Raw genomic sequence first — 23,617 nt, forward strand, 5'->3', positions numbered from 1 at the left:
GGCTCAGCGATGATGGCGGCAGAGCATTCAGCTTGCCGCGCCACCGGGATGTTCTCGTCAGGAAACATCCGGCGACCGATCGACGCAGTGCGCCTTGTGGATCGCGGACGGAACGAAGCCAAAATGCTTGCGGAACACGCGGCTGAAGTGCGACGAACTCGAAAAACCCCACGAAAATGCGACATCCGTGATCGTCTTTCCGTTCTGGGTCTCCAGCTCCTGCCGGCAGTGCAGCAGTCTCGCCCGCCAGATGTAATCGCTGACGGTCATGCCCTTGTCGCTGAACAGCATGTGCAGATAGCGCTTGGTGCAGCCCAATGCCGCGGATATCTGGTCGATGCAAAGATCCGGGTCGCGCAAATGTTCGCGGATGAAGGCTTGCGCGCGAATGTACATTGCTTCGGGACCGACGCGATCGAACATCGTGTCTGCCTCGCGAAGCGGCAACAGCAAGAGGTCGATGAGCGAATCGGCGACGCCGATGGCGTTGTGAGGCGACAGTCGCTTTGCTTCATCAAACGCGGTGTGCACGAAGTCGTAGGCGATGCGGCCGGTGCCGTTGCGCGCGGAGAGCTTGCAAGGCAACATCTTCGCCGTGCGGAATCCGCGTTCGTGAAGCAGCTCCTTCGGGACGATCACGACCTCGTGCCGCGTCAGCGAGGGGCTGACGATCGTGTGTGGACAGGAGACGTCATAGGCAAGGCAATCGCCAGGCATGATGTCGATGCGGCGACCGTTCTGTTCGAAATGCGAGATGCCGTAGGTCTGGAACAGTATCTTGACGTAGGGATGTTCGCTCAGCTTTGTGCCCGAGATCGTGTGCGCGATACGATGCTGGCTCGCCTCGATCTGACAAAGTTTGAGCTGCGAGACGGTCGTGTAATTTATCCGCCCCTCCAGCGAGGAACCTTCCAGCGGATCGACATCAAACTGGCCGCATAGATCGGTCAGTGCATCTGACCAAGTTTGGATCTGCTTCTTCGGCGCCAACCCGGAAGTGCTGAGTGAACGAACAGTATCAGACATTGCCCAGCCACCGATTTGAGAACAGGCTGCAACTTCCGCCGGGGCGTCGGTCAGATGGTCGCGACATTTGGACCCAATTTAGGCAGTCGTCAGGGAAGTCGCGCAGATTCTTCCCAATATCCCTTTGACAATCCTCCAACTTAGTTTCGGCGGCGTCAAGGGAAACCTAAACCGATCCAGGGTAGGTGATGGGAACACGCCCACGGCATGATGCTTCGCAGCATCACGGCAGAGCCGAAACCGCGCGTCAGGGCGAATTTTTAAAAAATTCAATTGGGTTCGCTTTTGAGCAAACGCGCTTCGCTCTTGGGCAAGTTTCCCATTTCCGGACGGGATAGGAATAGGGACCAACAATGGAAGAATGGGCCGTTTCGGCGGAAACCCAAAACCCGTATCTTGGAGGAAACCACTATGCGCAAGGTGCTATCCGTAGCCTGTCTTGGCGCTATGGCGACATTCGTTGTCGGCGTCGCATACGCCAACGAAGAACTGATCAAGATGTCGCAGAACCCGAAGGACTGGGTGCAGCCGGCCGGCGACTACGCCAATACACGCTACTCGAAGCTTAACCAGATCAACGCATCCAATGTCGGCAAGCTCCAGGTCGCCTGGACGTTCTCCACCGGCGTGCTGCGCGGCCATGAAGGCGGACCGCTCATCATCGGAAACATGATGTACGTCCATACGCCGTTCCCCAACAAGGTCTACGCTCTTGACCTTTCGCAGGAGAACAAGATCGTCTGGAAGTACGAGCCGAAGCAGGATCCGAACGTCATTCCGGTGATGTGCTGCGATACGGTCAATCGCGGCGTGGCCTATGGTGACGGCAAGATCTTCCTGCATCAGGCCGATACCACTCTGGTTGCACTCGATGCCAAGACCGGGCAGGTGGCGTGGAGCGTGAAGAATGGCGATCCGGGCAAGGGCGCCACTGGTACTTCATCGCCGCTCGTCGTCAAGGACAAGGTTCTGATCGGCATTTCCGGCGGCGAATTCGGCGTTCAGTGCCATGTCACGGCCTACGATCTCAAGAGCGGCAAGCAGGTATGGCGTGCCTACTCTGAAGGGCCGGACGATCAGCTCCTCGTCGATCCCGTGAAGACCACCGAGCTCGGCAAGCCGATCGGCAAGGATTCGAGCATCAAGACGTGGCAAGGCGACCAATGGAAGATTGGTGGCGGCTGCACATGGGGCTGGCTGTCCTATGACCCCGGCCTGAACCTCGTTTACTACGGCTCGGGAAATCCCTCGACCTGGAATCCGAAGCAGCGTCCCGGCGACAACAAGTGGTCGATGACCATCTTCGCGCGCAATCCCGACGACGGAATGGCCAAGTGGGTCTACCAGATGACGCCTCACGACGAATGGGACTATGACGGCGTCAACGAAATGATCCTTACCGATCAGCCGTTCAATGGCCAGCCTCGCAAGCTGCTGACCCACTTCGACCGCAACGGGCTCGCCTATACGATGGATCGCGAAAGCGGTGAACTGCTGGTGGCCGAGAAGTACGACCCGAAGGTTAACTGGACCACCGGCGTCGACATGAACAAGAGCTCGCCGACTTATGGTCGTCCCAAGGTCGTCGATCAGTATTCGACGGAGAAGGGTGGCGAGGACAAGAACACCAAGGGTATCTGCCCGGCCGCGCTCGGCACCAAGGACCAGCAGCCGGCAGCCTATTCGCCCGATACGCAACTGTTCTATGTCCCGACCAACCACGTCTGCATGGACTATGAGCCGTTCAAGGTGAGCTACACCGCGGGTCAGCCCTATGTCGGGGCGACGCTCTCGATGTATCCGCCGCAAGGCGAAAGCCATATGGGCAACTTCATCGCCTGGGACAACAAGGGAAAGATCGTCTGGTCGAACAAGGAGCAGTTCTCGGTGTGGTCGGGAGCGCTCGCCACCGCTGGCGGCGTGGTGTTCTACGGAACGCTGGAAGGCTTCCTGAAGGCGGTCGACGCCAAGACGGGCAAGGAGCTCTACAAGTTCAAGACCCCGTCCGGCATCATCGGCAACGTCACGACCTATGAGCAGGGCGGCAAGCAGTATGTGGCCGTGCTGTCCGGCGTCGGCGGCTGGGCTGGTATCGGCCTTGCCGCAGGTCTGACCGATCCGACTGCGGGTCTCGGTGCGGTCGGTGGCTATGCCGCGCTGAGCAACTACACCGCGCTCGGCGGCACACTCACCGTGTTCGCGCTGCCGCAGTAAAGCAGGACCACCTCGTCCGGCGCGTGGCTCGTTCCACGCGCCGGTTGGTCTGCATCGAATATCAAGGATGATGAGCTCTTGCGTAAAATCTGGTTGATTGCGGCCACTCTCACGCTCGTGGCGCCGGGAACAGTTGCCTTCGCTGCGGATGATGCTGCCGCGGTCAAGTCCGAGGACGGCAAGTATCTCGATAAGGAAGGAAACCCGACCTACAAAGTCGGAGCCGACGGCACGGTCGATTGGTACACCTATTCCGGATACCGTCGCTATCATTCCGAATGCCACGTCTGCCATGGCCCTGACGGGATGGGATCGACCTATGCGCCGGCGTTACAGGATTCGCTGAAGACGATGAGCTATGGCGACTTCGTCGCAGTTGTCGCGAGCGGCCGCAAGAACGGCAGCTCCGTCATGCCAGCCCTCGGCGACAATCCGAATGTCGCCTGTTACATGGACGACCTTTATGTGTATCTGCGTGCCCGCGCCCATGATGCCGTCGGGCGCGTCCGCCCTGCCAAGAAGGAAGACAAGCCCGACGCGTACACCGAGACGGAAAAGTCCTGCATGGGAAGCAGATGATCATGCCGAACATGCGAGGTGCACGTCTGGTACATCCGTGCGGCGACTTGAAAAGCCAATGTGGAGTTTACAATGAAGACCCGCGCTGCTGTCGCATTCGAGGCCAAGAAGCCTCTTGAAATCGTCGAGGTCGATCTCGAAGGCCCGAAGGCCGGGGAGGTCCTCGTCGAAATAAAAGCCACCGGAATCTGCCACACCGACGCCTACACGCTCGACGGATTCGACAGCGAAGGAATCTTTCCTTCGATTCTCGGTCATGAGGGCGCGGGCATCGTCCGCGAAGTCGGGCCGGGCGTGACGTCGGTCAAGGCCGGCGATCACATCATTCCGCTCTACACGCCGGAATGCCGTCAGTGCAAAAGCTGCCTGAGCGGCAAGACCAATCTTTGTACTGCCATCCGCGCAACCCAGGGCAAGGGGCTCATGCCGGACGGCACTTCCCGTTTCAGCTACCAAGGCAAGCCGATCTTTCACTACATGGGTTGCTCGACGTTTTCGAACTTTACCGTGCTGCCGGAAATCGCGGTGGCAAAGATCCGCGAGGACGCGCCCTTCGACAAGAGCTGTTACATCGGTTGCGGGGTGACGACGGGCGTTGGCGCCGTGGTCAATACCGCAAAGGTAACACCGGGCGCCAACGTCGTTGTTTTCGGTCTCGGCGGCATCGGGCTCAACGTCATCCAGGGTGCGAAGATGGTAGGCGCCGACAAGATCGTCGGCGTCGACATCAACGATTCCAAGGAGGATTGGGGCCGCCGTTTCGGTATGACGCATTTCGTCAATCCGACCAAGGTCAGCGATATCGTCCAGCATCTGGTCGGGCTCACCGACGGCGGCGCCGATTACACCTTCGACTGCACCGGCAATACCACCGTGATGCGGCAGGCGCTCGAAGCGTGCCATCGCGGCTGGGGTGTCTCTGTCGTGATCGGGGTTGCGGAGTCGGGCAAAGAAATCGCCACCCGGCCGTTCCAACTCGTGACGGGGCGTGTCTGGAAAGGCACGGCCTTTGGCGGCGCGCGCGGCCGCACGGACGTGCCGAAAATCGTCGACTGGTACATGAACGGGAAGATCGAGATCGATCCGATGATCACGCATGTCCTCAAGCTCGAGGAGATCAATAAGGGATTCGACCTCATGCACGAAGGCAAGTCGATCCGTTCTGTTGTCGTGTTCTGAATCGGGGAACTTCAAACACAAGGAGGATAGGCCTATGACAGTTCATATCCACCCATCGATTGACAGCGGCGTGAAGCAGGGCACTGGCAACTTTGCCGGCGGCACCCTGGTCTGCAAATGCGCGGACAAGCCGGTCAAGGTCGCCATCAAGGGCGACGTGGCCCACAACCACGCCTGCGGCTGCACCAAATGCTGGAAGCCCGAAGGGGCGACCTTCTCCGTCGTCGCCGTCGTCCCGCGCGACAATGTGAAAGTGATCGAGAACGGCGACAAGCTGCAGATCGTCGACTCGGCGGCGGCGATTCAGCGTTACGCCTGCAAGGCCTGCGGCACGCATATGTACGGCCGGATCGAGAACACGGGGCATCCGTTCTACGGGCTCGACTTCATCCATCCCGAACTGTTCCAGGAAGGCGGATGGGCAGCTCCGGGGTTTGCCGCGTTCGTGTCTTCCGTGCTGGAGTCCGGCGTCCAACCGGGCGAGATGGATGGCATCAGGGCGAGGCTGAAGGAACTTGGACTGGAGCCGTATGATTGCCTGTCGCCGCCATTGATGGATGCGATCTCGAGCCACGTGGCAAAGTCCAAGGCCAAGGCGGCTTGAACAAGGCGGCTTGAAGCGGGCGCCTGCCTTGCAGCTTGCGCGATACCGAACTTGCGCTGACGGCCGTCGCCGTTAGCGCAGCCGCTCTCTGAGAGCACAGCGAGGTCGACAGGCGAGTAAGGCCCGCCGGCCACTGGTCGTCTAACCACCCCGGGCCGGCGGCGTTCGGCGCGACTGTCCCGCGCCTAATTCCAGACATCAAAGGCCTGCGAAGTCTCGCGCAGTTGTCATGCCGCCGCGGTTGTTGCAGGGCTGCAATCGGCTGCACTCACAGATCGTCTGATTTTGCATGCTGCGGTGCGGTAGTCGGTCATGGCGGCCGCGATGCCGAAGGCGGACATTTCCCTAAAGTGTTGACCCGTCGAGCGGTTCCCTTCTATGGACGATGCTGAGCTTATAGCCCAGATGCCCTCTTGAGGATTCCCACGATGCCGATCGTCACAGACGCTGCCTTCATTCTGCCCGACGATTTCGCCGGCGCCGCGCTGATGGGACGCATCTGGCGTCCCGATCTTGCCGGCCCGTCGGTGGCCGCGATCCGCCAGGATGGCGTGTTCGACATCACCGAGGACTTCCCCACCGCCAGCCAGCTTGCCGCCGTCGCCGATCCGGCCCGGGCGCTGCGCGCCGCGCGTGGCGAGCGGATAGGCACGCTGCAGGATCTCTTGAACAACACACCGCCCGACACCCGCGATCCGACCAGGCCGTGGCTGCTCGCCCCGATCGACCTGCAGGTGATCAAGGCTGCCGGCGTTACCTTCGCCATCTCGATGCTGGAGCGGGTGATCGAGGAGCGGGCGCGCGGCAATCCGGATTCGGCCGAGGCGATCCGGGCCGAGGTGACGCGGATCGTCGGCACCGACCTGTCGCAATTGAAGCCGGGTTCAGCCGAAGCGCAGCACATCAAAGACGTGCTGGTTTCCCAGAACGCCTGGAGCCAGTATCTCGAAGTCGGCATCGGTCCGGATGCTGAGGTGTTTACCAAGGCGCCCGTGCTGTCGGCGGTCGGAACCTGCGTGGATGCGGGCCTGCATCCGAAATCGACCTGGAACAATCCGGAGCCGGAGGTGGTGCTGATCGTGACGGGAGACGGCCGTATCGTCGGCGCGACGCTTGGCAACGACGTCAACCTGCGCGACTTCGAGGGACGTTCGGCGCTGCTTCTGTCCAAGGCAAAGGACAACAACGCCTCCTGCGCCATCGGGCCGTTCGTGCGGTTCTTCGACGCGGGATTCACGCTCGACGATGTCAGGAGAATGGAGATATCGCTGGAGGTGAAGGGGCCGGAGGGCTTCGTGCTGCACGGTGCGTCCTCGCTGACCCAGATCAGCCGCGACCCGGCCGACATCGTGGGGCAGACCATCAACGAGAACCATCAATATCCCGACGGCTTCGTGCTGTTCCTCGGCACGATGTTCGCGCCGATCCAGGACCGTGCCGCGAAGGGGCAGGGGTTCACCCATGTGGAAGGCGATCTGGTGACGGTCGCCACGCCCAAACTCGGCCGACTGACCAACCGGATGCGTCACAGCGGCGATTGCGAGCCTTGGCGGTTCGGCTTGGCCGATCTCTTCGCCGCATTGATGCGCCGCAAAGGCGTCGGCCGAAGCAGCAACTAACCGACGAAAACGAGTTCGAAATCTATGCGCAAGCGGGCAGGAAGATAGTGGGCAGGATCGTCCACGCGATCCCAAGAAGCGAAAGCAGGATCAGAAGGTATGATACGCCAGGCAGAAACCGAGAGCTGCCGACGCTCTGGGTATGCCCGGCATCACCGCGATGGAGCGTCCATGCCGTCAGGAGCAGGGCAGTTAAGGCTGCGGCAGTGGCAAGAGCAATTGTCCAGGCTATCATGGTAGCCGCTGCGGCCGCTGGTCCAATGCAGATCAGCGCTTCGGCGGCGTAGACGGTGGTCAGATGCAAAAACCAGATAAGCGGCGGAGCAAGCACCCGCAGAAGATTGCCAAGAGACGGCTGGAAAGTGTCACTCATCCTGCAAGCCTCGGAAATCCGTGCACGAGGAGAAGCCCCAGCAGGCCTTGGCCGACCGTGTAGTGAAAAAGCAGGCCCAGATTCTCGAAGACCACGCGTCGTTTCCGATCAAGACGGCCAGCGAAGCTCCGCGCAATCGAAAATCCCGTTATGACCAGAACCGCAAGGGTTAACTGCCCCTGCAGGAACGCAGCCATATAGACCATCGCGCCATGCGCATCGGATTCCGGCCGCAGCCCAGTCCGCCACTGCGCGAACACGTCGATCACCAGCGCGCCGGTAAGGGCGGCCACGGCGAGCCCGGCAAGTCCTACGAAAGCGCTACTGCTGCGAGACCTTCCGGGCAAAACATGTCGGGCGATTTCGAGGATCGCACTGCCAAAAACAAGCAGCAAGGCCGATAAGACAGGGTATGCGATCGGCGCAAGCGCCGAAGGCCTCGGCCAAACCTGCGGTGAGACGGTCCACAAATAGAGGTAGGAAAATACGTAGGAGAGGTACAGCGAACCGGCGACCAATAACAGGACGATCATGGCCCACCAGGCATGCGACAACGAACCGGTTGCATAGGTTGGGAGTTTGAGGTTCGCTCCGATATCGACTGACGGCAGCGGCTTCAAGTCGCTACCCCACATCCACACGATAGTCATCGCAATTCCGAGCAGCCCGCAGATCAGCGCAAGCACCACCGCCTTGACGGTGAGCAGCATGAAGAAGGCCGCAGTGAGCACCGCCGCCAAGAGCGGCGTCCAGCCCGGACCGGGAAGTCGGAGCAGGTATTGCGGCGTCGCATCGAAGGGCGAAGTGACGATGGTTTCGCGCAGACCGGTGATCGAGCCGGGCAAGAAATGCCGCCCGTCTTCGGTCTCCCTGGCTAGCTGCGGATGATGCCACAGCGGATATGCACTGGTTACGGCCGGAATGCTGCGGGGTCCATAGACATTATTGGGCAGCCACTCGAGGGTTGCTCCTCCCCAAATATTGCCGGCTGGTTTCGACATGGCGGGACGCAGGTTTCGAATCATGTCGACCAGAAACATGGCAATGCCGGCGGCAAACAGAAAGGCGCCGATCGTGGAGATCATGTTCAGCACGTCCCATTGCATGACTGCCGGATAGGTATAGACGCGCCGCGGCATCCCCATCAGGCCGGTGAGGTGCATCGGAAAGAACGCGACGTTGAAGCCCGCGAACATCAGCCAGAAGATCCACTTTCCAAGTCGCTCGGACAGTGCCAGACGGCTGAATGCCGGCGCCCAGTAGTAAAATGCACCGAACAGCGGAAACACCATTCCTCCGACCAGCACGTAATGGAAATGCGCGACAACGAAATAGGTGTCGTGCGCCTGCCAGTCGAACGGGACCATCGCGACCATTACGCCAGTGAGGCCGCCGAGCGTGAAAATGAAGAGGAAGCCCAGCACGAACAGGGACGGCGTCGTCCACCGCAAGCGGCCCGACGCGATTGTCGCGATCCAAGCAAAAACCTGAATTCCGCTTGGTAACGCCACCGCCATACTGGCGGCCGAAAAGAAACTGAGCGACAGCGCCGGAATTCCGGTGGTGAACATGTGGTGGACCCACAGGCCGAAGCTGAAGAAGCCGGTTGCGATCAGCGCCACGACGATAAGCCGATAGCCCACGAGTGGTGTAGCGCACATGGTCGGTACGATCATCGACACCATGCCGGCAGCCGGCAGGAAAATGATGTATACTTCCGGATGCCCGAAGAACCAGAAGAGATGCTGCCAGAGCAACGCATCGCCGCCCCTCGCGGCGATGAAGAAGGGCCAGCCGAACGCGCGTTCCAGTTCGAGTAGCAGCGTGGCCAGGATCACGGCCGGGAATGCGAAGACGATCATGCCGGCGAAGATCAGCATCGTCCAGGCGAACATCGGCATCTGATCGAGGGTCATGCCGGGTGCCCGGGTGCGCAGTACGCCGACGATGATTTCTATCGCACCGGCGATCGCCGAGATCTCGATAAAGCCAATACCCAGGAGCCAGAAGTCCGCCCCCGGTCCGGGCGAGAACTGCGAACTGGTCAGCGGCGGATACATGAACCAGCCGCCCGTTGGCGCGAGATCGAAGAACAACGTGCTGAAGAAGATCAGTCCGCCGACCAGATAGGCCCAGAACGCGTAAGCGCCGAGTCGCGGAAAAGGCAAGTCGCGCGCACCGAGCATCTGGGGAAGCAAAAGGATACCCATCGCCTCGACGACGGGAACGGCGAACAGAAACATCATCACGGTGCCATGCATCGTGAAGATCTGGTTGTAGGCCTCCTGGCTGAGAAAGGTATTGCTGGGCACCGCGAGCTGAAGGCGCATCAGCAGTGCGAGGATGCCGGCCAGGAGAAAGAACAGCACGGCAGCAGCGGCATAGAAAAGGCCGATCACCGTGTTGTTGACGTCAGTGATAATACGCCAGCCTCTAGGCATAGCCCATACCGCTTCGAGCTGAGCCAATTCCTCGCTTGGCCTGGGTAGTGTGTTTGGGTAGGAGGGCGCGTCAACCATCTAGTCTGCCGCCTTGAGGCTGAGAAGATAGGAAGCGAGCGCTTCCAGTTGCTGTGGCTGCAGGACACGAAACTCAGGCATTAAATTTCCGGGCTTGACGTGCTGGCCATCGACAATGAAGCGCATCAGGTTTTCGCGGGTCAGCGGCAAAGTATCGACGCCGACTGAGCGCCTCGCGCCGATATGCGTCAGATCCGGACCGACCGAGCCTGCGGCAGCGGTGCCGCGCACCGTGTGGCATGCGCCGCAGCCGGCCGCGAGGAAGATCGATCTTCCGTGCAAGCCGATTTCGGTCTCAGGCGTTGCGGGCACCGTCGCCGCGCGCTCAAGCCACGCCGCATAATCGGATGAAGACATGGCGATAACGTCCATGGTCATGAGGGCATGAGCCCCGCCGCAATATTCGGCGCATTGTCCTCGATAGACCCCGGGACGATCGACAGTGAGCTGCAATTGGGTTGTGCGCCCCGGGATCATGTCGACCTTTCCACCAAGGCTCGGCACCCAGAAACTGTGAATGACGTCAGCGGCCTGGAGTTTCAGTGTGACCGGAGATCCAACCGGAATTCGAATTTCATTGGCGCCGGCAATCTGCGGACCAGTAGGAGTGGGGTACGTGACGCGCCACCACCACTGCTCTCCGACCACCTCGATGCTGACGGTGTTGCCACCGCGGGGCAGGTTGAGGTGCGATCGTGTCACCCAGACGCCATAGACCAGAAGCACCGTCAGCGTCACGGCAGGAAATGCGATGCCGAGCCAGATCACGGTGCTCTCTCGCGCCAACGCCTGGCGTACTCGCAATGATCCGCGGACGGCGAGCAACAACGTCACGATCACGAGGACGAGTACGAATGTCCCGAACCCGAACAGAAACCAGGCCAGTTCAGTAATCTGCACCGCCTGGAGACTGCCCGGATTCATCACCGATTGAACATCGCTGGTGCAGCCGCCGAGAAGCATAGAGGCGCCGAGCAGGTACCAGCATGGTCGGGCCGGTATCATTGATTCTCTTCTTTGGAAATTGACGCGCTTGTCGACGCAAAATAGGCCGCGACATCGTCGATCTGCTGCTCGTTTAGAGACCGGGCGATAGGTGCCATGATCGCATCGGTCGCCGATTCGGATGCAATTCCTTTCTTCCAATTCCGCAGCCTATTGACGATGTAGGTGGCGTGCTGTTCCGAAAGACGCGGATAGGCGTTGAGCGCTGAGGCGCTGTGACAATCCATGCATGCGGGAATTCTTGCATTCGGATCCCCCCGCGTCGCGAGCTCGCGCCCACGCTCGACGGCCGCAGCGTTTTCCAATCGGTTCGGCGCGCCCGGCCGCGCAAGCCCTGCGTAGTAGCGTGCTACCCGCTCGCGTTCGGCGGGGGAGAGTTCGCTCGCCACCGGCTGCATGATGCCGCTCGCACGGCGGCCCGCGGCGAAGTCTTCCAGCGCCGCAATCAGAAACTCGGCGGGCTGGCCGTGCAGCACCGGTACCAGGTGGCTCTTCGGTCCGCGGCGGTCCGCACCATGACAACGCGCGCAGGCGCTCATCGCCCCCGACGTATCTTCAGTGGTGGCAATCTCACTCCCAATCTGCGGTCGAATTGACAACCCGCCAAGTGCCAGTTCGCGATAGCCCGCCGCATCAAGGGTGGGAAGTCGCTTGAGAAACGCGACCACCGCCCAGACTTCGTCGTCGCGCTGCGCCGCGACCCAAGCCGGCATGCCGGTGTACTTGATGCCATGTTTGACAATCCAGAACAGCTCCCGATCGCGCCAATCCGGCACCGCCTTCGAAAGGTCAGGCGGGGGAGGTAACATGCTTTGCGCGATCGGATCGGTCGGAACGCCTGGTGCGCCGTGGCAATAGGCGCATCCATTGTGAAAATGAGCGGCGCCGAGTGTCGAGAGATCGTTGCTGTAGGTTTGCGGAGCCTCGATGCCAAGCGCATGGGTCTTTACGGAATTGCGCATTCCGAATGTAAGGATGGCGTTGGTCAGCGCGAAGTGGCCACGACTTGCTGCAACGCTGTAAAGGCCGGACCATGCGAAGAGAAAGCCGCCGAGCGCGATTGCGATCAGGCCATAGAGAATGAAACGGATGGTTCGTATCAGGCGTGGGCGTGAAACCAGGTGCATCGCTAACGGCCGATGGGGAGCCTGCCGTCCCGCATGGGACCCGCCGATGTTTCCTCGCGGGTTATTAACTGCAGGGTGATGATTACGGCCGCGACCAGATAGCTCAGTGGACAGGCTGTGATCATGAGCAGGCCGGCTAGATGTTGATCCTCCAGCGCGTGAAGCAATGAGAAACGTTCGGGAGCGTCAGCAGGATGGCCTGCCAACCCGTAGAGTGTTCTCGGCGCGAAGATGAGCAGCGCCGCGAGCAGACATGTCAGTTTTCCGGTAAGCAGGAGCGCCGGAATTGTCTGCCACCGCGATGCGGCGGAAGTTGTCAGCAGGGACAACCAGAAGAACAGCGCAGCCAGCAATAGAGTTGCGTGGAACGTCAACCCAGCCGCCGGAGACCGCAGGAGGAGGTCATGGACCGCGGGGGAATGCCACGTCCAGAGCAGAGTAATCTGAAGGAAAGTTGCGGTCCAGAGCCAGATTGGTCGGGTGCCGCCGATGTGCCGGCCAGTAATAATCACCGCGGCGACCGAGGGCGCGATGATATTCATCGACACGACATGCAGCACCATATGGGTCGAGAAATGACCTAGATCGTAAACCAAAAGCACGGCCGCCCCAGTCAAGAGAACGGCAGTAGCGCTCGCGAAGGCGGGACTGGTCATCCGGACGTTCAACGGTCTGGCTTATCGCCCTCAACGGGCACAAACATCAAGTCTGAGTTCCCAAAGATGTTCCCTTCGTACGGCGTCGCCTGTCGTAGCAGTCCTCCTAAGGGGACATTACGGAACCGGCATTGAAAGATGAGCGTTCATGGTTCGCAGGCGCGAAGCAGGAGCATGGATATGTCCCGGAAATCGATCTGGACGCGGTACGGATTCGCCTGGGTTACTGTGACTTTATTTCTGATCACGCTGACCGGTCACTGGATATTCGGTTGGTATGCCTACGCGAACGAGCAGCTTGCTCACCAGCAGCCGGTTGAAATCGGCGACTACACCGTGCAGATGATGCGCGATACGCTGGAGAATTGGCAGTCTGAGTTCTTGCAGTTGCTTTGGCAGGTCGCCGGCCTGGCCATTCTGTTGCACGTCGGCTCGCCGCAATCCAAGGAGGGCGACGACCGGATCGAGGCCAAGATCGATGCCATATTGCTTGCTGTGGAGCCGAGGAAAGGCGATGGCCTCCTGAAGGATATCGACGACGAATATGAAGGGCGTCATACGGACGCCCGCTTTGTACGGGAGCTGGAGCGTCGACATAGTGGCTCCCCACGAGAGTGACTCGCCCTGATTCCCTGTTGTACGGTGCTGACCAACGACAATCCGGGATGTATCCGCAATGGCGAAAATCAGGATCGGTCTGGCCGGCTGCGGCTTCGTGTCCGAGCTGCACATGCACGCCTACCGGCGCGTTTATGGCGTGGATGTCGAGGTCAGGGCTGTTGCGGCGAGGGGCGATCATGTCCTGGAGTTTGCCAATCGCCATCGGATCCCGACGGTTTATCGCAGCTTCCGCGACCTGATCGGTGACGGCGAGCTCGACGTGATCGACATCTGCACGCCGCCCAATTTGCACACCTCGATGATTGTCGATGCGATGCAGGCCGGCAAACACGTCATCTGCGAAAAGCCGTTCGCCGGCTATTTTGGCCGGGATGGCGACAAGGCGCCGATCGGCAGGCATGTGCCGAAGGCGTTGATGTATGAGCGCGTGCTGGATGAAATGGCAAAGACCCGCGCAGCCATCAACAGGACCGGCAAGCTCTTCATGTATGCGGAGGACTGGATCTACGCGCCCGCGGTGACCAAGACCGCCGAGATCCTCAAGGCCACGAAAGACAAAATCCTGTTCATGAAGGGGGAGGAAAGCCACTCCGGCTCGCATGCGGCGCATGCCGCGCAATGGGCGATGACCGGCGGCGGCTCGTTGATACGGATGGGATGCCATCCGCTCTCGGCGGTGCTCTATCTCAAGCAGGTCGAGGCGAGGGCTCGCGGCGAGACGATTGGCGTTGCGAGCGTGACGTGCGACGTCGGCAATGTCACGGCTGTCCTTAAACCGGAGGAGCGTAGCTACATCAAGGCCAATCCGGTCGACGTCGAGGATTGGGGCACGCTCACGGTGACCTTCTCCGACGGCACCAAGGCGACGGTGTTTTCCGGCGACATGATCATGGGCGGCGTCCGCAACCTGATCGAGACCTACACCAGCGGCGGCTCGCTGTTCGCCAACATCACGCCGAACACGCACATGATGAGCTACCAGACCAGCGAGGAGAAGCTCGCAAGCGTCTATATCACCGAGAAGGTCGACCGCAAGACCGGCTGGCAATACGTCTGCCTCGAGGAGGAGTGGACGCGCGGCTATACGCAGGAAATCCAGGACTTCATGGAGTGCGTCGCAACCGGCCGGCAGCCGCTCTCCGATCTGGCGCTGGCCTTTGAGACGATCAAGGTCAACTACGCTGGCTATTGGGCCGCGGAGGAGGGACGACGCGTCACGCTGTAGGAGCGCGCAACGCGTGCGTCTCGAAGGATGAAGCCCCGAACGTTCTACCCCGCGTAGACCGATGACTTCGGCAGCGGGAACACCGGATCCCGCGTCCTGATGTTGGTGGGCCAGACCACCGAGATATGCTCGCCGGCATTTTGCATCACGACCGGGGTTGAGCGCTCGTTCTGGCCGGAGAGCGGCGTGCCGGGCCGGTAGAATTTCACCCCGTAGCCCTGGATAGTGCCGCCCGGCGGGACGTCCACGTCGAGCGCTGCCTTGCGAACCGCTTCGGGATCGAAGCCGCCGTGTTTTTCCTTTGCCACGGGCAGCACGTTGTTGAGCAGGATCCAGGTCTGGTTGAAGCCCATCGAGCAGTGCGGCGGAACGTCGGTCGCGTTGGTTTTCTCCTTGTAGCGCGCGACCATGACCTTGGTGAGATCGCCGATCCCGGGCGCGAGTTTTGCGGGATCGAGCAATTGCGCCGGAACCGGATCGATGTTGCAGAAATTGTCGATATCCGCGCCGAAGGTCGCACGCAGCTTGTCGAGCTGGCTGTAGCCTGCGCCGGCGCCGAACAGCATCTTGAACCTGAGGCCGTTCTCGCGCGCCTGGCGCAGGAACAGGGTGATGTCCGGATTGTATCCCGCATGCGAAATGACGTCGGCCCTGGCGCGTTTGATCTTGGTCACCAGCACCGAGAGATCGGGGGCGGACGCGGAATAGCCTTCCTTGAGCACGACCTGCAGGCCGGCCGCCTTCGCATAGGCTTCGTCGGCGATGGCAACGCCGACCCCATAAGGACCGTCCTCGTGAATCAGCGCGACCTTGACGTCCTTGGGCTCCATGCCGAGTTTCGCTTTGGCATGCTCGCTGACGAAGCTCGCAAAGGCCTGGCCGTACTGGTCGGAATGAATCTGTGCGCGGAAGACATATTGCAGGTTCTTGTCCTTGAACACGGCGGTCGAAACCGCAGTCGTGATCCAGAGGATCTTTTTCTGCTGTTCGACCTTGGCTGCGAGCGGGACCGCGTGCGAACTCGCATAGACACCGTTGATGATATCGATCTTCTCCTGGTCGACCAGGCGATTGGCCTCATTGATCGCCACATCCGGCTTGCTCTGGGAATCGGCAGCTACAGGGGCAACCTTGTACTTGCCGCCGATGCCGCCTTTTTCGTTGACGAGGTCGATGGCAATCTGCGCGCCGATCGAGGAGGCGACCGACCCGCCGGCGGCAAAAGGGCCGGTCAAGTCGTAGATCAGGCCGATGCGCACCGTCTCGGCTTGCGCCTGCGCGCGGGTCCAATCGAAGCTGAATGCAGCGGCGGCCGCCGCAGAAGTCTTCAGCAGTGTTCTGCGTGAAGTCGGCATCGTCTTCTCCCACTGAATTATTATTATCGCCGGGACTGCTTCTTCCGATTTTCAGTCAAGTATTTGGAGAATACGGCGAGGAGTCAACCTGCACGCTTGCTCGTCCTGGGGCGCTTATGGCAGCGCCGCGGAACGCGGCAACATGCAATTTGCTGCGATTGCGTCAGACAAACCGAGCGATGTTGAAAACAGGAAGGTCGCACTAGTAAAATTTGTCCGCTGCCTCTTTTTGGCCGAGTTCAGCCATTCAGTTTGTCAAATCATCGCGCATCCGCCATCACTCCATGGCATCGGCGCAGAAAGCGAGACGAAAATGTCATCGCCTTCAGATCAGACTCGGCGCACGATCATCCTGACCGCCCTCGCAACTGCGGTGCACGCATCGGCGCCTCGATCGGCCGCTGCCGAGGAGGACGCTCCCGGCAGCGACCTGCGACCTCAAAAAGCCGACGTCCTGGTGTTCGCTGAAGGAGATCGTGCGGGTGAGGTGATCAAGCCGCAGGATCTAAAGCCCGGCGGACCAGCCGTGCGCGCCTGGCCAAAGGATCCCAAAACCTCGGTGGTCCGCAAAGGCTCGCGGTTGAATGAGGTGGTGGTCGTAAAGCTTGATCCAGCCGAACTTGATGACAGCACGCGCCCGCGGTCGGCTGACGGCATCGTTGCCTATTCGGCGATTTGTTCCCACGCCGGGTGCCCGATCACGGCGTGGGTAAAGGCGGCGCAGGGCGAAAAAGACGTTCTTAAATGCGTTTGCCATAATTCCGAGTTCGACCCCCGACAAAGCGCGCAAGTGGTGTTCGGTCCGGCGCCACGGCGCCTCGCAGCACTTCCCTTGGCGATCGCTGACGGCTCGCTCACGGTGGCTGGAACATTCGTAGGAAAGGCAGGAGCACAGCAAGGAGGGTGACGGCGGCCTGCATCGGATGCGCACAACTGAAAACAGATAAAGAAAAACAAACAGGAGGTAGCGTCTATGACCATGAAGCAATGGCTGTTGCCGAGCTTGTTCGCATCAACATGCCTGTTCTCAATCGCCGCCGGTGCAGGCCCGATCGAGAATTACAGTCCGGTGACCGCCGATCGCCTAAAGAACCCGGAACCCGGCAACTGGATGCTCTATCGCCGGACTTACGACGGGCAGGGATATAGCCCGCTCGACCGGATCAACACCTCGAACGTCAAAAACCTGGTGCCGGTGTGGACTTTCTCGACCGGCGTGGTGGAAGGGCACCAGTCGCCTCCGATCGTCAACAATGGCGCCATGTTCATCACGACCCCGCAAGGTCAGGTGATCGCCCTCAACGCCAAGACGGGTGACGAGTACTGGCGATACAAACGGCAGCTCCCCGACGATCTCTTTCAACTGCATCCAACCAACCGCGGTGTGGGCTTGTGGCAGGACAAGCTGTATCTGGCCACGACGGACGATCATGTGGTGGCCCTCGACGCGAAGACCGGCAAGGTGCTCTGGGATACCAAGGTTCAGGACTACAGGAAGGGGCAGTACCTGACCCTGATGCCCCTCATTGTCGACGGCAAGGTCATCGTCGGCGGCTCGGGCGGCGAGTTCGGCGTTCGCGGCTATGTCGTCGCGTTCGATGCCGATACGGGCAAGGAGCTGTGGCGGACCTTCACCATCCCGGGGCCGGGCGAGCCGGGCCATGAAACATGGAGCGGTGACGACTGGAAAACGGGTGGTGCGCCCGCCTGGATGACCGGCAACTACGATGTCGAGACCAGGACAATCTACTGGGGCACCGGCAATGCCGCACCTTGGCCCGGGGAAACGCATCCCGGCGACAATCTCTACTCGACCTCGGTGCTCGCGCTCGACCCGGACAACGGAAAGATCAAGTCATACTTCCAGTACCATCAAAACGATTCCTGGGATTGGGACGAGGTGGACGCGCCGATGCTGGTCGACCTGCAGAGGGACGGCCGCACCATCAAGAGTCTGATCCATCCGGGACGCAACGCGATCTTCTGGGTGCTCGAGCGTAAGCCGGAAGGCATCAAATACGTGGCTGGCTGGCCATTCGTCTATACCGACGTCTGGAAGGGCATCGAGCCGAGCGGCAAGCCGATCGTCGATCCGGCTCATAAGCCCGGCATCGGCAAGCGGGTCGAGTTCTGTCCGTCGTTGTGGGGCGGCAAGGATTGGCCGTCGGCCGCCTATAGCCAGAACACCCGCCTGGTCTACGTTCCCGCCAACGAGAATTTCTGCGGCGGCTTCACCGGCGAAAAGCTGCCGTTGGTGCCGGGTCAGCTCTGGCTCGGGACCAAGCCTGAAGATATCGGTCTGAAGGTTCGGCCGGGCGCCACGCATTTTGGCGAGCTGCAGGCGTGGGACCCCGCGACGGGAAAGAAGGTTTGGTCGCATAATTTCCCCAAATCGCATCTGTTCGGCTCGGTGACGGTGACCGCCGGCGATCTGGTCCTGGTCGGTGGCACCAATGACCGGATGTTCCGCGCCTTTCACGCAAAGACCGGCGAACTGCTCTGGGAGCAAAAGACCAACTCCGGCATCGTGGGCATGCCGGTCGCGTACGAAGTGGACGGCACGCAGTATATCGCCGTCCAGTCCGGGTGGGGCGTTGACGCGCAACGCATCCAGGATGCCTTGGCGACACAAAATAACGTCGGCGTCGAGAACAACGTGCCGCAGGGCGGCGTCGTCTGGGTGTTCGCCGTCAAGAAGTGATTGCAAGTATAACACCTGCCCGGAATCGATAAGCGATGAGAAAAAGGGCGGCGAACGAATGTTCGCCGCACTTGTTCTGCTGCCGATGCTTGAGGCTACTTGCCCTTGGTATCGACCTTCCGTTTTTCGTCTTCGTTCATTTTCTTGATGACCGGATCGCGACTGGCTTCGCCGGTGGTCTGAGTTGTCGTGGCCGGCGGACTTTCGTTTGGCATGGAAGATTGTCCCGGGGGCATGGTTGCCGGGCGCGTTGCGGTGGTGCTCGGCGGCGACGTCGTTTGAGCCGTTGCCGCCTGTGCAGTCAACAAGAGCGCGCTCGACAGCAGCGACACCGCGAGCGCGGTTGGGTTCGGTTTCATCGATCTGGCTCCTTTCAGATCAACGAAAACGGCCGGTACGGCCCAGCGTTCCCTTAAGCCTCCAATTGCTTGCCGATCGGCAGTGCGCGGATGCGCTTGCCGGTCGCTGCGAAGATCGCGTTGATCAGCGCCGGCGCGACGGGCGGCACGCCCGGCTCGCCAACGCCGCTGGGCGGCGTGTCGGGGCCGGGAGGTACGATGTAGACGTTCGTCACGGCAGGGGATTCGTCGATCCGGAGCACCGGGAAATCGTCGAAATTGCCCTGTTGCACCTTGCCGTCCTTGAAAGTGATCTCGCCATGTTTGGCGAAGCTCAGGCCCATGATCACAGCGCCTTCCATCTGTGCCTGGATTCGCTCCGGATTGACGTAGGCTCCGCAATCGATCGCGGTATCCACCCGGGGCACGGTGAGATTGCCATTGTCGAAGGCTACCTCGACAATGGTCGCGATGTAGCTGACGAAGCTGCGGTGCGCGGCAATGCCGAGCCCGTGGCCTTTGGGCACGGACCGTCCCCAGCCGCCCTTGTCCGCGACCAGTTCGACGACCTTGCGAAGACGTGCCGTATCGATCGGATAGCTGTCATAGGGCTCGCCATAGTTCCAGAGGTCCTTCACGGAATCGAGCTTGGCGATCCGCGGAGAGCCGATCAGCTCCAGTAGCATGGTCTTTTGATCGCGGTTGGTGGCATGGGCGAGTTCGCCCACCATCGACTGCACCGCAAAGGCCCGCGGGATATTCGACACCGAGCGGAACCAGCCGATGCGGGTATGAGCGACCGCTTCCGGATTCTCGCACTGGACGTTGGCGATCTCGAAGGGCATGTCGACCAGCCCCATGCCAAGCTCAAACGGCGCCTGATGCACCGCACCGGCGGCAAATGTCGAGGCGATGCTCGGCGCGACGCTGCGATGCCGCCAGGCCGTCACCTTGCCGCTCTTGTCGAGGCCAGCCTCGATACGTTCCACCGAGACGGTGTGCAGGAAGCAGTTGCGAATGTCGTCTTCCCGCGTCCATTGCACCTTGACGGGAGCGCCGAGCTCCTTTGAAAGCAGTGCCGCCTCGAGGGCGAAATCGCACTTCGACTTGCGCCCGAAGCCGCCGCCGAGCAGCGTGACGTTGACGGTGACGTTCTCCTGGGGAATGCCGAGTGTTTTAGCGACGTCTTCGCGCGTTCCGCCCGCGCTTTGCACCGGTGCCCAGATCTCCGCCTTGTCGCCCTTGACGTCCGCGACCGCAACCGGCGGTTCCATGGCGACGTGGGCATGATGCGGCACGTAGTACTCACCGACGATCACCTTGTCGGCGCCCTTTAAGGCGGCCTCGACGTCGCCCTCCTTGCGTACCACCAGGCCGGGCTTGCGCGCTGCTCCCTCGAGCTGAGCCCGATAGGCGACGGATTCGTATTTGCTGTTCGGCCCGTCATCCCAGACGATCTTCAACGCGTCGCGGCCCTTGATCGCCGCGCCCGTGTTGCGTGCGATCACCGCGACCCCGCCGAGCGGCTGGAATTTTGAAGGCCACGGCCAACCCTTCACTTCCATGACCTTCTCGACGCCGGAAACCTTCATCGCATCCGACCCCTCGAACGACACGACCTTGCCGCCGGTCACCGGCGGCCGGGCAATGACGGCGTACTTCATGCCGGGCAGGCGAACGTCGGCGCCGTAACGCGCGGTGCCCACCGTGATGTCGCGAAGGTCGACGATGCCGATCTGGCCTTTGCCCAGATAGCGGAAATCCTTTGGGTCTTTCAGCTTCAGACCTTCGACACTCGGGACCGACTGCTTGGCGGCATCGGCTGCCAGCTCGCCGAAGCCGATGCGGCGTCCGCTTGCACTATGGACGACCTCGTGATTGACGGCCTTCACCTCGGTTGCCGGCACGCCCCAGCGTTTCGCCGCGGCTGTTTCGAGCATGGTGCGGGCCGAGGCGCCGATCTGGCGCATTGGCATCAGGTAATGCCGCGTGCTGCGCGATCCATCGGTATCCTGGTTGCCGAACTTGACTTCGTCGCCAGGCGCCTGCTGCACGCGAACGCGCGACCAGTCGGCTTCCATCTCTTCGGCAACGATCATCGGCAGGCTGGTGCGGACACCCGTTCCCATCTCGGCGCGGTGCGCGACGATCGTCACTGTTCCGTCGGATGCGATAGAAACGAAGACGCGCGGGTCCACCACGGTACCGTGCGGCATCTTGTCGGCCCCGGTCTGGTACGCGGCAAGGGCAGGGCGTGACATCACGGGGGCGGCCAGAACAAAGCCGCCAGCCAGTCCGAGGCCCTTCAGGATGCTGCGGCGTGAAACGTTGTCGACCTTGACGTGCCGTTCAAAGCCACGGAGCTTGTTGGGGTTGGTGAGGATATTCATGGTCACACCCCCGTTGATGCGAGGTGCACGGCATTCTCGATGCGTTGATAAGTGCCGCAGCGGCAGATATTACCCGCCATCGCTTCGCGTATCTGGTCGTGGGTCGGTTTTGGATTTTCGATCAAGAGGGCCGCGGCCTGCATGATCTGGCCGACCTGGCAAAAACCGCATTGCGGAACGTTCAGTTGCCGCCAAGCCTTCTGGACCGGGTGGTCACCGGTCGGATGAAGGCCTTCGATCGTCGTGACCTCGCGGCCGACCACGTCGGACACCGAGGTGATGCAGGCGCGGACGGCCTGCTTGTCGACGATCACCGTGCAGGCACCGCACAGCGCCTGGCCGCACCCGTATTTCGTGCCCGTCAAGCCGGCCTCATCGCGCAGAAACCAGAGTAATGGAAGGTCCGGGTCGCCGTCCCAGCTATGCTCCTGGCTATTGATCTTCACCTTGATCATGATCGTTCCTCGCTCTTCATAAGCTGCTGATGTTTGTTCGACGTGAGCGAGAACATATTTCCCAACCGCTCAACGCCGTTGCTTTACGAGTTTGATCGCGTGGCCGGAGAGCCGGCCTTGCTTGGCAACCGCTGGCTGAATTGTACGATTTGCTTTGAATTTTGGTGGGCCATCCTCCTGCTTAAACATTTATCCGTGTTTACAGGACGGCGCGGCGGGACAGGCGCCTAGCGAACGCTATCAGAAAGCACGCCAGATCGAATTCACAACGTGTTGTCTTTGCATTCTATTTGGACGAAAGCTGGGCTGCCCCTGACGGACCTGCCAATTTTTCCCGGCGGCCGTCATGCAGAACCCGCTTTGCAAGGGTTCGCGGGCAGACCGGTGCGACCAGCATCGCGTCGCCGACTAGCCTGCCCCGTTACTTTGCGAGCTGCGTCAACCCGTTCCAGTCGAATGCGATTCCATGGCCGGGCCGCGTCGGCGCCAATGCCATGCCTTCCTGGAGGACAAGCGGGTGCTCGATGTAACTATCGAGCCCAAATCCGTGCGCTTCGAGATAGGAGCGGTTCGGACAGGCCGCGAGCAAATGCACGGTGACGTCATGTGCGCCGTGGCTGGTCACCGGTAGGTTGAACGCTTCCGCCAGCCGCGCGATCTTCATAAAGGCGGTAACCCCGCCGCAATTGGTGACATCGGGCTCGGGATAGGACACCGCACCAGCGGCGATATAGTTCTTGAATTCCCAGAGCGAGCGCAGGTTTTCGCCGGCCGCGATCGGGACGCCGCCGGCAGCCATGATGCGCGCGTGACCGGCAATATCGTCGGGAATGATGGGTTCTTCGAGCCAGGTGAGATCGTAGGGTTGCAATGCGCGTGCCGCGCGTATGGCTTCCTCGACCGTCCATTTCATGTTGGCATCCGCCATCAGGGGAAAGCCGTTGCCAAGATGTTGGCGCATCGCCTGCACGCGTCCGATGTCGGATGCGAGATCGGGGCGGCCCACCTTCATCTTGATGGCGCGAAAGCCCCTGGCGAGATTGTCGTCGGTTTGCTTCAAGAGCCCCTCGATGGACAGGTCGAGGTCGATGCCGCCGGCGTAGCAGGGCACGCGGGCGTCGAAGCCGCCCAACATGCGAAACAGCGGCAGACCGGCACGGCGCGACTTCAGGTCCCACAGGGCGATGTCGAGCGCCGAGAGCGCAAGCACCGACGGTCCGCCGCGCCCGCCGTAATGCAAGCTCCACCAGACGTGATGCCAGATGGCTTCGGTGTCGTCGGCTTCGCGGCCCTCGATCAGTTCAGGGATCTCCCGAAGGAGGATGTCGGCAATCGCGCCGCCGTTGCGCCCGACGGTGTATGTATAGCCGATGCCTTCGGCCCCGTCCGAGTCGCGGACACGACATGTCACCAGTTCGAAGGCTTTGAGTTCGCCGTGCGTGCTGTCAGAGAGGGTAACGGGCAGGGGGATCCGGTAGAGTCCGGCCTCGGTTGTCTTGATAAGTGCCATTGTGTTTCCACCCGGTCTTTTTTATTGCACGTTAAGTTGATCTTGCCGGCTTAGCAATTGCTTGCGGTGCCCCCGGATGGGAATCACTCGCGGCGGGTTGGTCCGTTGCCTTCGACGCGTG

The 23,617-nt window shown here is 60.9% G+C and carries 21 protein-coding genes; 10 read left to right on the forward strand and 11 right to left on the reverse strand.

The window, feature by feature from the left end; all coding sequences use genetic code 11:
- Positions 1 to 57 precede the first annotated feature (57 nt).
- Entirely contained in the window at positions 58 to 1,026 is a 969-nt protein-coding gene (locus tag LMTR13_RS13660; RefSeq protein ID WP_065728335.1) for a helix-turn-helix domain-containing protein, read from the reverse strand.
- 411 nt (positions 1,027 to 1,437) lie between these two features.
- Between LMTR13_RS13660 and xoxF5 the strand changes: the two genes are divergently transcribed.
- The 5 genes from xoxF5 to LMTR13_RS13685 all read left to right on the forward strand — a co-directional run bounded on the left by xoxF5 (position 1,438) and on the right by LMTR13_RS13685 (position 7,221).
- Entirely contained in the window at positions 1,438 to 3,240 is a 1,803-nt protein-coding gene (gene xoxF5 / locus LMTR13_RS13665) for a lanthanide-dependent methanol dehydrogenase XoxF5 (RefSeq protein ID WP_065728336.1), read from the forward strand.
- A gap of 117 nt (positions 3,241 to 3,357) precedes the next feature.
- Positions 3,358 to 3,819 (forward strand): c-type cytochrome, methanol metabolism-related, encoded by a 462-nt coding sequence (locus tag LMTR13_RS13670; protein ID WP_065728337.1) that lies wholly within the window; start codon positions 3,358 to 3,360, stop codon positions 3,817 to 3,819.
- Between the two features lie 72 nt (positions 3,820 to 3,891).
- Entirely contained in the window at positions 3,892 to 4,998 is a 1,107-nt protein-coding gene (locus LMTR13_RS13675) for an S-(hydroxymethyl)glutathione dehydrogenase/class III alcohol dehydrogenase (RefSeq protein ID WP_065728338.1), read from the forward strand.
- 34 nt (positions 4,999 to 5,032) lie between these two features.
- On the forward strand, positions 5,033 to 5,602 hold the full coding sequence (gene gfa, locus LMTR13_RS13680; protein WP_065728339.1) for an S-(hydroxymethyl)glutathione synthase: 570 nt from the start codon (positions 5,033 to 5,035) through the stop codon (positions 5,600 to 5,602).
- Positions 5,603 to 6,030: 428 nt separating this feature from the next.
- Positions 6,031 to 7,221, forward strand: a complete 1,191-nt coding sequence (locus LMTR13_RS13685) for a fumarylacetoacetate hydrolase family protein (RefSeq protein ID WP_065728340.1) — start codon at positions 6,031 to 6,033, stop codon at positions 7,219 to 7,221.
- A gap of 22 nt (positions 7,222 to 7,243) precedes the next feature.
- Here the strand turns inward: LMTR13_RS13685 and LMTR13_RS13690 are convergent, their stop codons facing one another.
- From LMTR13_RS13690 to LMTR13_RS13705, 4 genes are read right to left on the reverse strand one after another with little or no spacing between them, the layout of a single operon-like run.
- The gene (locus LMTR13_RS13690) at positions 7,244 to 7,594 is read right to left on the reverse strand and encodes a hypothetical protein (RefSeq protein ID WP_065728341.1); all 351 of its coding nucleotides are present in this window, start codon (positions 7,592 to 7,594) and stop codon (positions 7,244 to 7,246) included.
- Positions 7,591 to 10,113 (reverse strand): cytochrome c oxidase subunit I, encoded by a 2,523-nt coding sequence (gene ctaD, locus LMTR13_RS13695; protein WP_065728342.1) that lies wholly within the window; start codon positions 10,111 to 10,113, stop codon positions 7,591 to 7,593. The genes LMTR13_RS13690 and ctaD overlap by 4 nt, the downstream gene beginning before the upstream one ends.
- Positions 10,114 to 11,118, reverse strand: a complete 1,005-nt coding sequence (coxB, locus tag LMTR13_RS13700; protein ID WP_065728343.1) for a cytochrome c oxidase subunit II — start codon at positions 11,116 to 11,118, stop codon at positions 10,114 to 10,116. It lies immediately after the preceding gene.
- Positions 11,115 to 12,047, reverse strand: coding sequence for a c-type cytochrome (locus tag LMTR13_RS13705; protein ID WP_236843464.1), 933 nt, complete (start codon positions 12,045 to 12,047; stop codon positions 11,115 to 11,117). Before LMTR13_RS13705 ends, coxB begins: the two co-directional genes overlap by 4 nt.
- Here LMTR13_RS13705 and LMTR13_RS42465 point away from each other — a divergent pair.
- Positions 11,931 to 12,233 (forward strand): hypothetical protein, encoded by a 303-nt coding sequence (locus LMTR13_RS42465; protein WP_236843536.1) that lies wholly within the window; start codon positions 11,931 to 11,933, stop codon positions 12,231 to 12,233. The genes LMTR13_RS13705 and LMTR13_RS42465 overlap by 117 nt on opposite strands.
- A 14-nt stretch (positions 12,234 to 12,247) precedes the next feature.
- Here the strand turns inward: LMTR13_RS42465 and LMTR13_RS13710 are convergent, their stop codons facing one another.
- Positions 12,248 to 12,901: a cytochrome c oxidase assembly protein gene (locus tag LMTR13_RS13710; protein WP_083219031.1), complete on the reverse strand. Its 654-nt coding sequence runs from the start codon at positions 12,899 to 12,901 to the stop codon at positions 12,248 to 12,250.
- A gap of 180 nt (positions 12,902 to 13,081) precedes the next feature.
- Between LMTR13_RS13710 and LMTR13_RS13715 the strand changes: the two genes are divergently transcribed.
- Together LMTR13_RS13715 and LMTR13_RS13720 are read left to right on the forward strand one after the other, a co-directional pair.
- Entirely contained in the window at positions 13,082 to 13,519 is a 438-nt protein-coding gene (locus LMTR13_RS13715; protein WP_065732662.1) for a DUF6766 family protein, read from the forward strand.
- 58 nt (positions 13,520 to 13,577) lie between these two features.
- On the forward strand, positions 13,578 to 14,747 hold the full coding sequence (locus LMTR13_RS13720) for a Gfo/Idh/MocA family protein (protein ID WP_065728345.1): 1,170 nt from the start codon (positions 13,578 to 13,580) through the stop codon (positions 14,745 to 14,747).
- A gap of 44 nt (positions 14,748 to 14,791) precedes the next feature.
- Here the strand turns inward: LMTR13_RS13720 and LMTR13_RS13725 are convergent, their stop codons facing one another.
- Positions 14,792 to 16,102 carry an ABC transporter substrate-binding protein gene (locus LMTR13_RS13725; protein ID WP_065728346.1) on the reverse strand — a complete coding sequence of 437 codons (1,311 nt, stop codon included), beginning with the start codon at positions 16,100 to 16,102 and terminating at the stop codon, positions 14,792 to 14,794.
- A gap of 313 nt (positions 16,103 to 16,415) precedes the next feature.
- Here LMTR13_RS13725 and LMTR13_RS13730 point away from each other — a divergent pair, with 313 nt between their 5' ends.
- Together LMTR13_RS13730 and LMTR13_RS13735 are read left to right on the forward strand one after the other, a co-directional pair.
- Entirely contained in the window at positions 16,416 to 17,009 is a 594-nt protein-coding gene (locus tag LMTR13_RS13730) for a QcrA and Rieske domain-containing protein (protein WP_065732663.1), read from the forward strand.
- Positions 17,010 to 17,075: 66 nt separating this feature from the next.
- On the forward strand, positions 17,076 to 18,803 hold the full coding sequence (locus LMTR13_RS13735; RefSeq protein ID WP_065728347.1) for a methanol/ethanol family PQQ-dependent dehydrogenase: 1,728 nt from the start codon (positions 17,076 to 17,078) through the stop codon (positions 18,801 to 18,803).
- Positions 18,804 to 18,898: 95 nt separating this feature from the next.
- On the opposite strand, the gene LMTR13_RS13740 is transcribed toward LMTR13_RS13735, so the two are convergent.
- The 4 genes from LMTR13_RS13740 to LMTR13_RS13755 all read right to left on the reverse strand — a co-directional run bounded on the left by LMTR13_RS13740 (position 18,899) and on the right by LMTR13_RS13755 (position 23,496).
- Positions 18,899 to 19,162, reverse strand: coding sequence for a hypothetical protein (locus LMTR13_RS13740; protein ID WP_065728348.1), 264 nt, complete (start codon positions 19,160 to 19,162; stop codon positions 18,899 to 18,901).
- A gap of 53 nt (positions 19,163 to 19,215) precedes the next feature.
- A complete protein-coding gene (locus LMTR13_RS13745) occupies positions 19,216 to 21,531 on the reverse strand; it encodes a xanthine dehydrogenase family protein molybdopterin-binding subunit (protein ID WP_065728349.1) in 2,316 nt (771 codons plus the stop codon).
- A gap of 2 nt (positions 21,532 to 21,533) precedes the next feature.
- Positions 21,534 to 21,986, reverse strand: coding sequence for a (2Fe-2S)-binding protein (locus LMTR13_RS13750; RefSeq protein ID WP_065728350.1), 453 nt, complete (start codon positions 21,984 to 21,986; stop codon positions 21,534 to 21,536).
- A gap of 421 nt (positions 21,987 to 22,407) precedes the next feature.
- Positions 22,408 to 23,496 (reverse strand): mandelate racemase/muconate lactonizing enzyme family protein, encoded by a 1,089-nt coding sequence (locus LMTR13_RS13755; protein WP_065728351.1) that lies wholly within the window; start codon positions 23,494 to 23,496, stop codon positions 22,408 to 22,410.
- Positions 23,497 to 23,617: the final 121 nt, after the last annotated feature.

Origin of the sequence: Bradyrhizobium icense, assembly GCF_001693385.1 — a bacterium.
Taxonomy (GTDB): Bacteria; Pseudomonadota; Alphaproteobacteria; order Rhizobiales; family Xanthobacteraceae; genus Bradyrhizobium; species Bradyrhizobium icense.

Coding starts and splice junctions, on each gene's coding strand:
- LMTR13_RS13720 (WP_065728345.1), top strand. CDS start 13,578: ATGGCGAAAATCAGGATCGGTCTGGCCGGCTGCGGCTTCGTGTCCGAG.
- LMTR13_RS13745 (WP_065728349.1), bottom strand. CDS start 21,531: ATGAATATCCTCACCAACCCCAACAAGCTCCGTGGCTTTGAACGGCAC.
- LMTR13_RS13750 (WP_065728350.1), bottom strand. CDS start 21,986: ATGATCAAGGTGAAGATCAATAGCCAGGAGCATAGCTGGGACGGCGAC.
- LMTR13_RS13685 (WP_065728340.1), top strand. CDS start 6,031: ATGCCGATCGTCACAGACGCTGCCTTCATTCTGCCCGACGATTTCGCC.
- gfa (WP_065728339.1), top strand. CDS start 5,033: ATGACAGTTCATATCCACCCATCGATTGACAGCGGCGTGAAGCAGGGC.
- LMTR13_RS13710 (WP_083219031.1), bottom strand. CDS start 12,901: ATGACCAGTCCCGCCTTCGCGAGCGCTACTGCCGTTCTCTTGACTGGG.
- LMTR13_RS13755 (WP_065728351.1), bottom strand. CDS start 23,496: ATGGCACTTATCAAGACAACCGAGGCCGGACTCTACCGGATCCCCCTG.
- LMTR13_RS13660 (WP_065728335.1), bottom strand. CDS start 1,026: ATGTCTGATACTGTTCGTTCACTCAGCACTTCCGGGTTGGCGCCGAAG.
- ctaD (WP_065728342.1), bottom strand. CDS start 10,113: ATGGTTGACGCGCCCTCCTACCCAAACACACTACCCAGGCCAAGCGAG.
- LMTR13_RS13675 (WP_065728338.1), top strand. CDS start 3,892: ATGAAGACCCGCGCTGCTGTCGCATTCGAGGCCAAGAAGCCTCTTGAA.
- LMTR13_RS13740 (WP_065728348.1), bottom strand. CDS start 19,162: ATGAAACCGAACCCAACCGCGCTCGCGGTGTCGCTGCTGTCGAGCGCG.
- LMTR13_RS13730 (WP_065732663.1), top strand. CDS start 16,416: ATGTCATCGCCTTCAGATCAGACTCGGCGCACGATCATCCTGACCGCC.
- xoxF5 (WP_065728336.1), top strand. CDS start 1,438: ATGCGCAAGGTGCTATCCGTAGCCTGTCTTGGCGCTATGGCGACATTC.
- LMTR13_RS13735 (WP_065728347.1), top strand. CDS start 17,076: ATGACCATGAAGCAATGGCTGTTGCCGAGCTTGTTCGCATCAACATGC.
- coxB (WP_065728343.1), bottom strand. CDS start 11,118: ATGATACCGGCCCGACCATGCTGGTACCTGCTCGGCGCCTCTATGCTT.
- LMTR13_RS13725 (WP_065728346.1), bottom strand. CDS start 16,102: ATGCCGACTTCACGCAGAACACTGCTGAAGACTTCTGCGGCGGCCGCC.
- LMTR13_RS13715 (WP_065732662.1), top strand. CDS start 13,082: ATGTCCCGGAAATCGATCTGGACGCGGTACGGATTCGCCTGGGTTACT.
- LMTR13_RS13690 (WP_065728341.1), bottom strand. CDS start 7,594: ATGAGTGACACTTTCCAGCCGTCTCTTGGCAATCTTCTGCGGGTGCTT.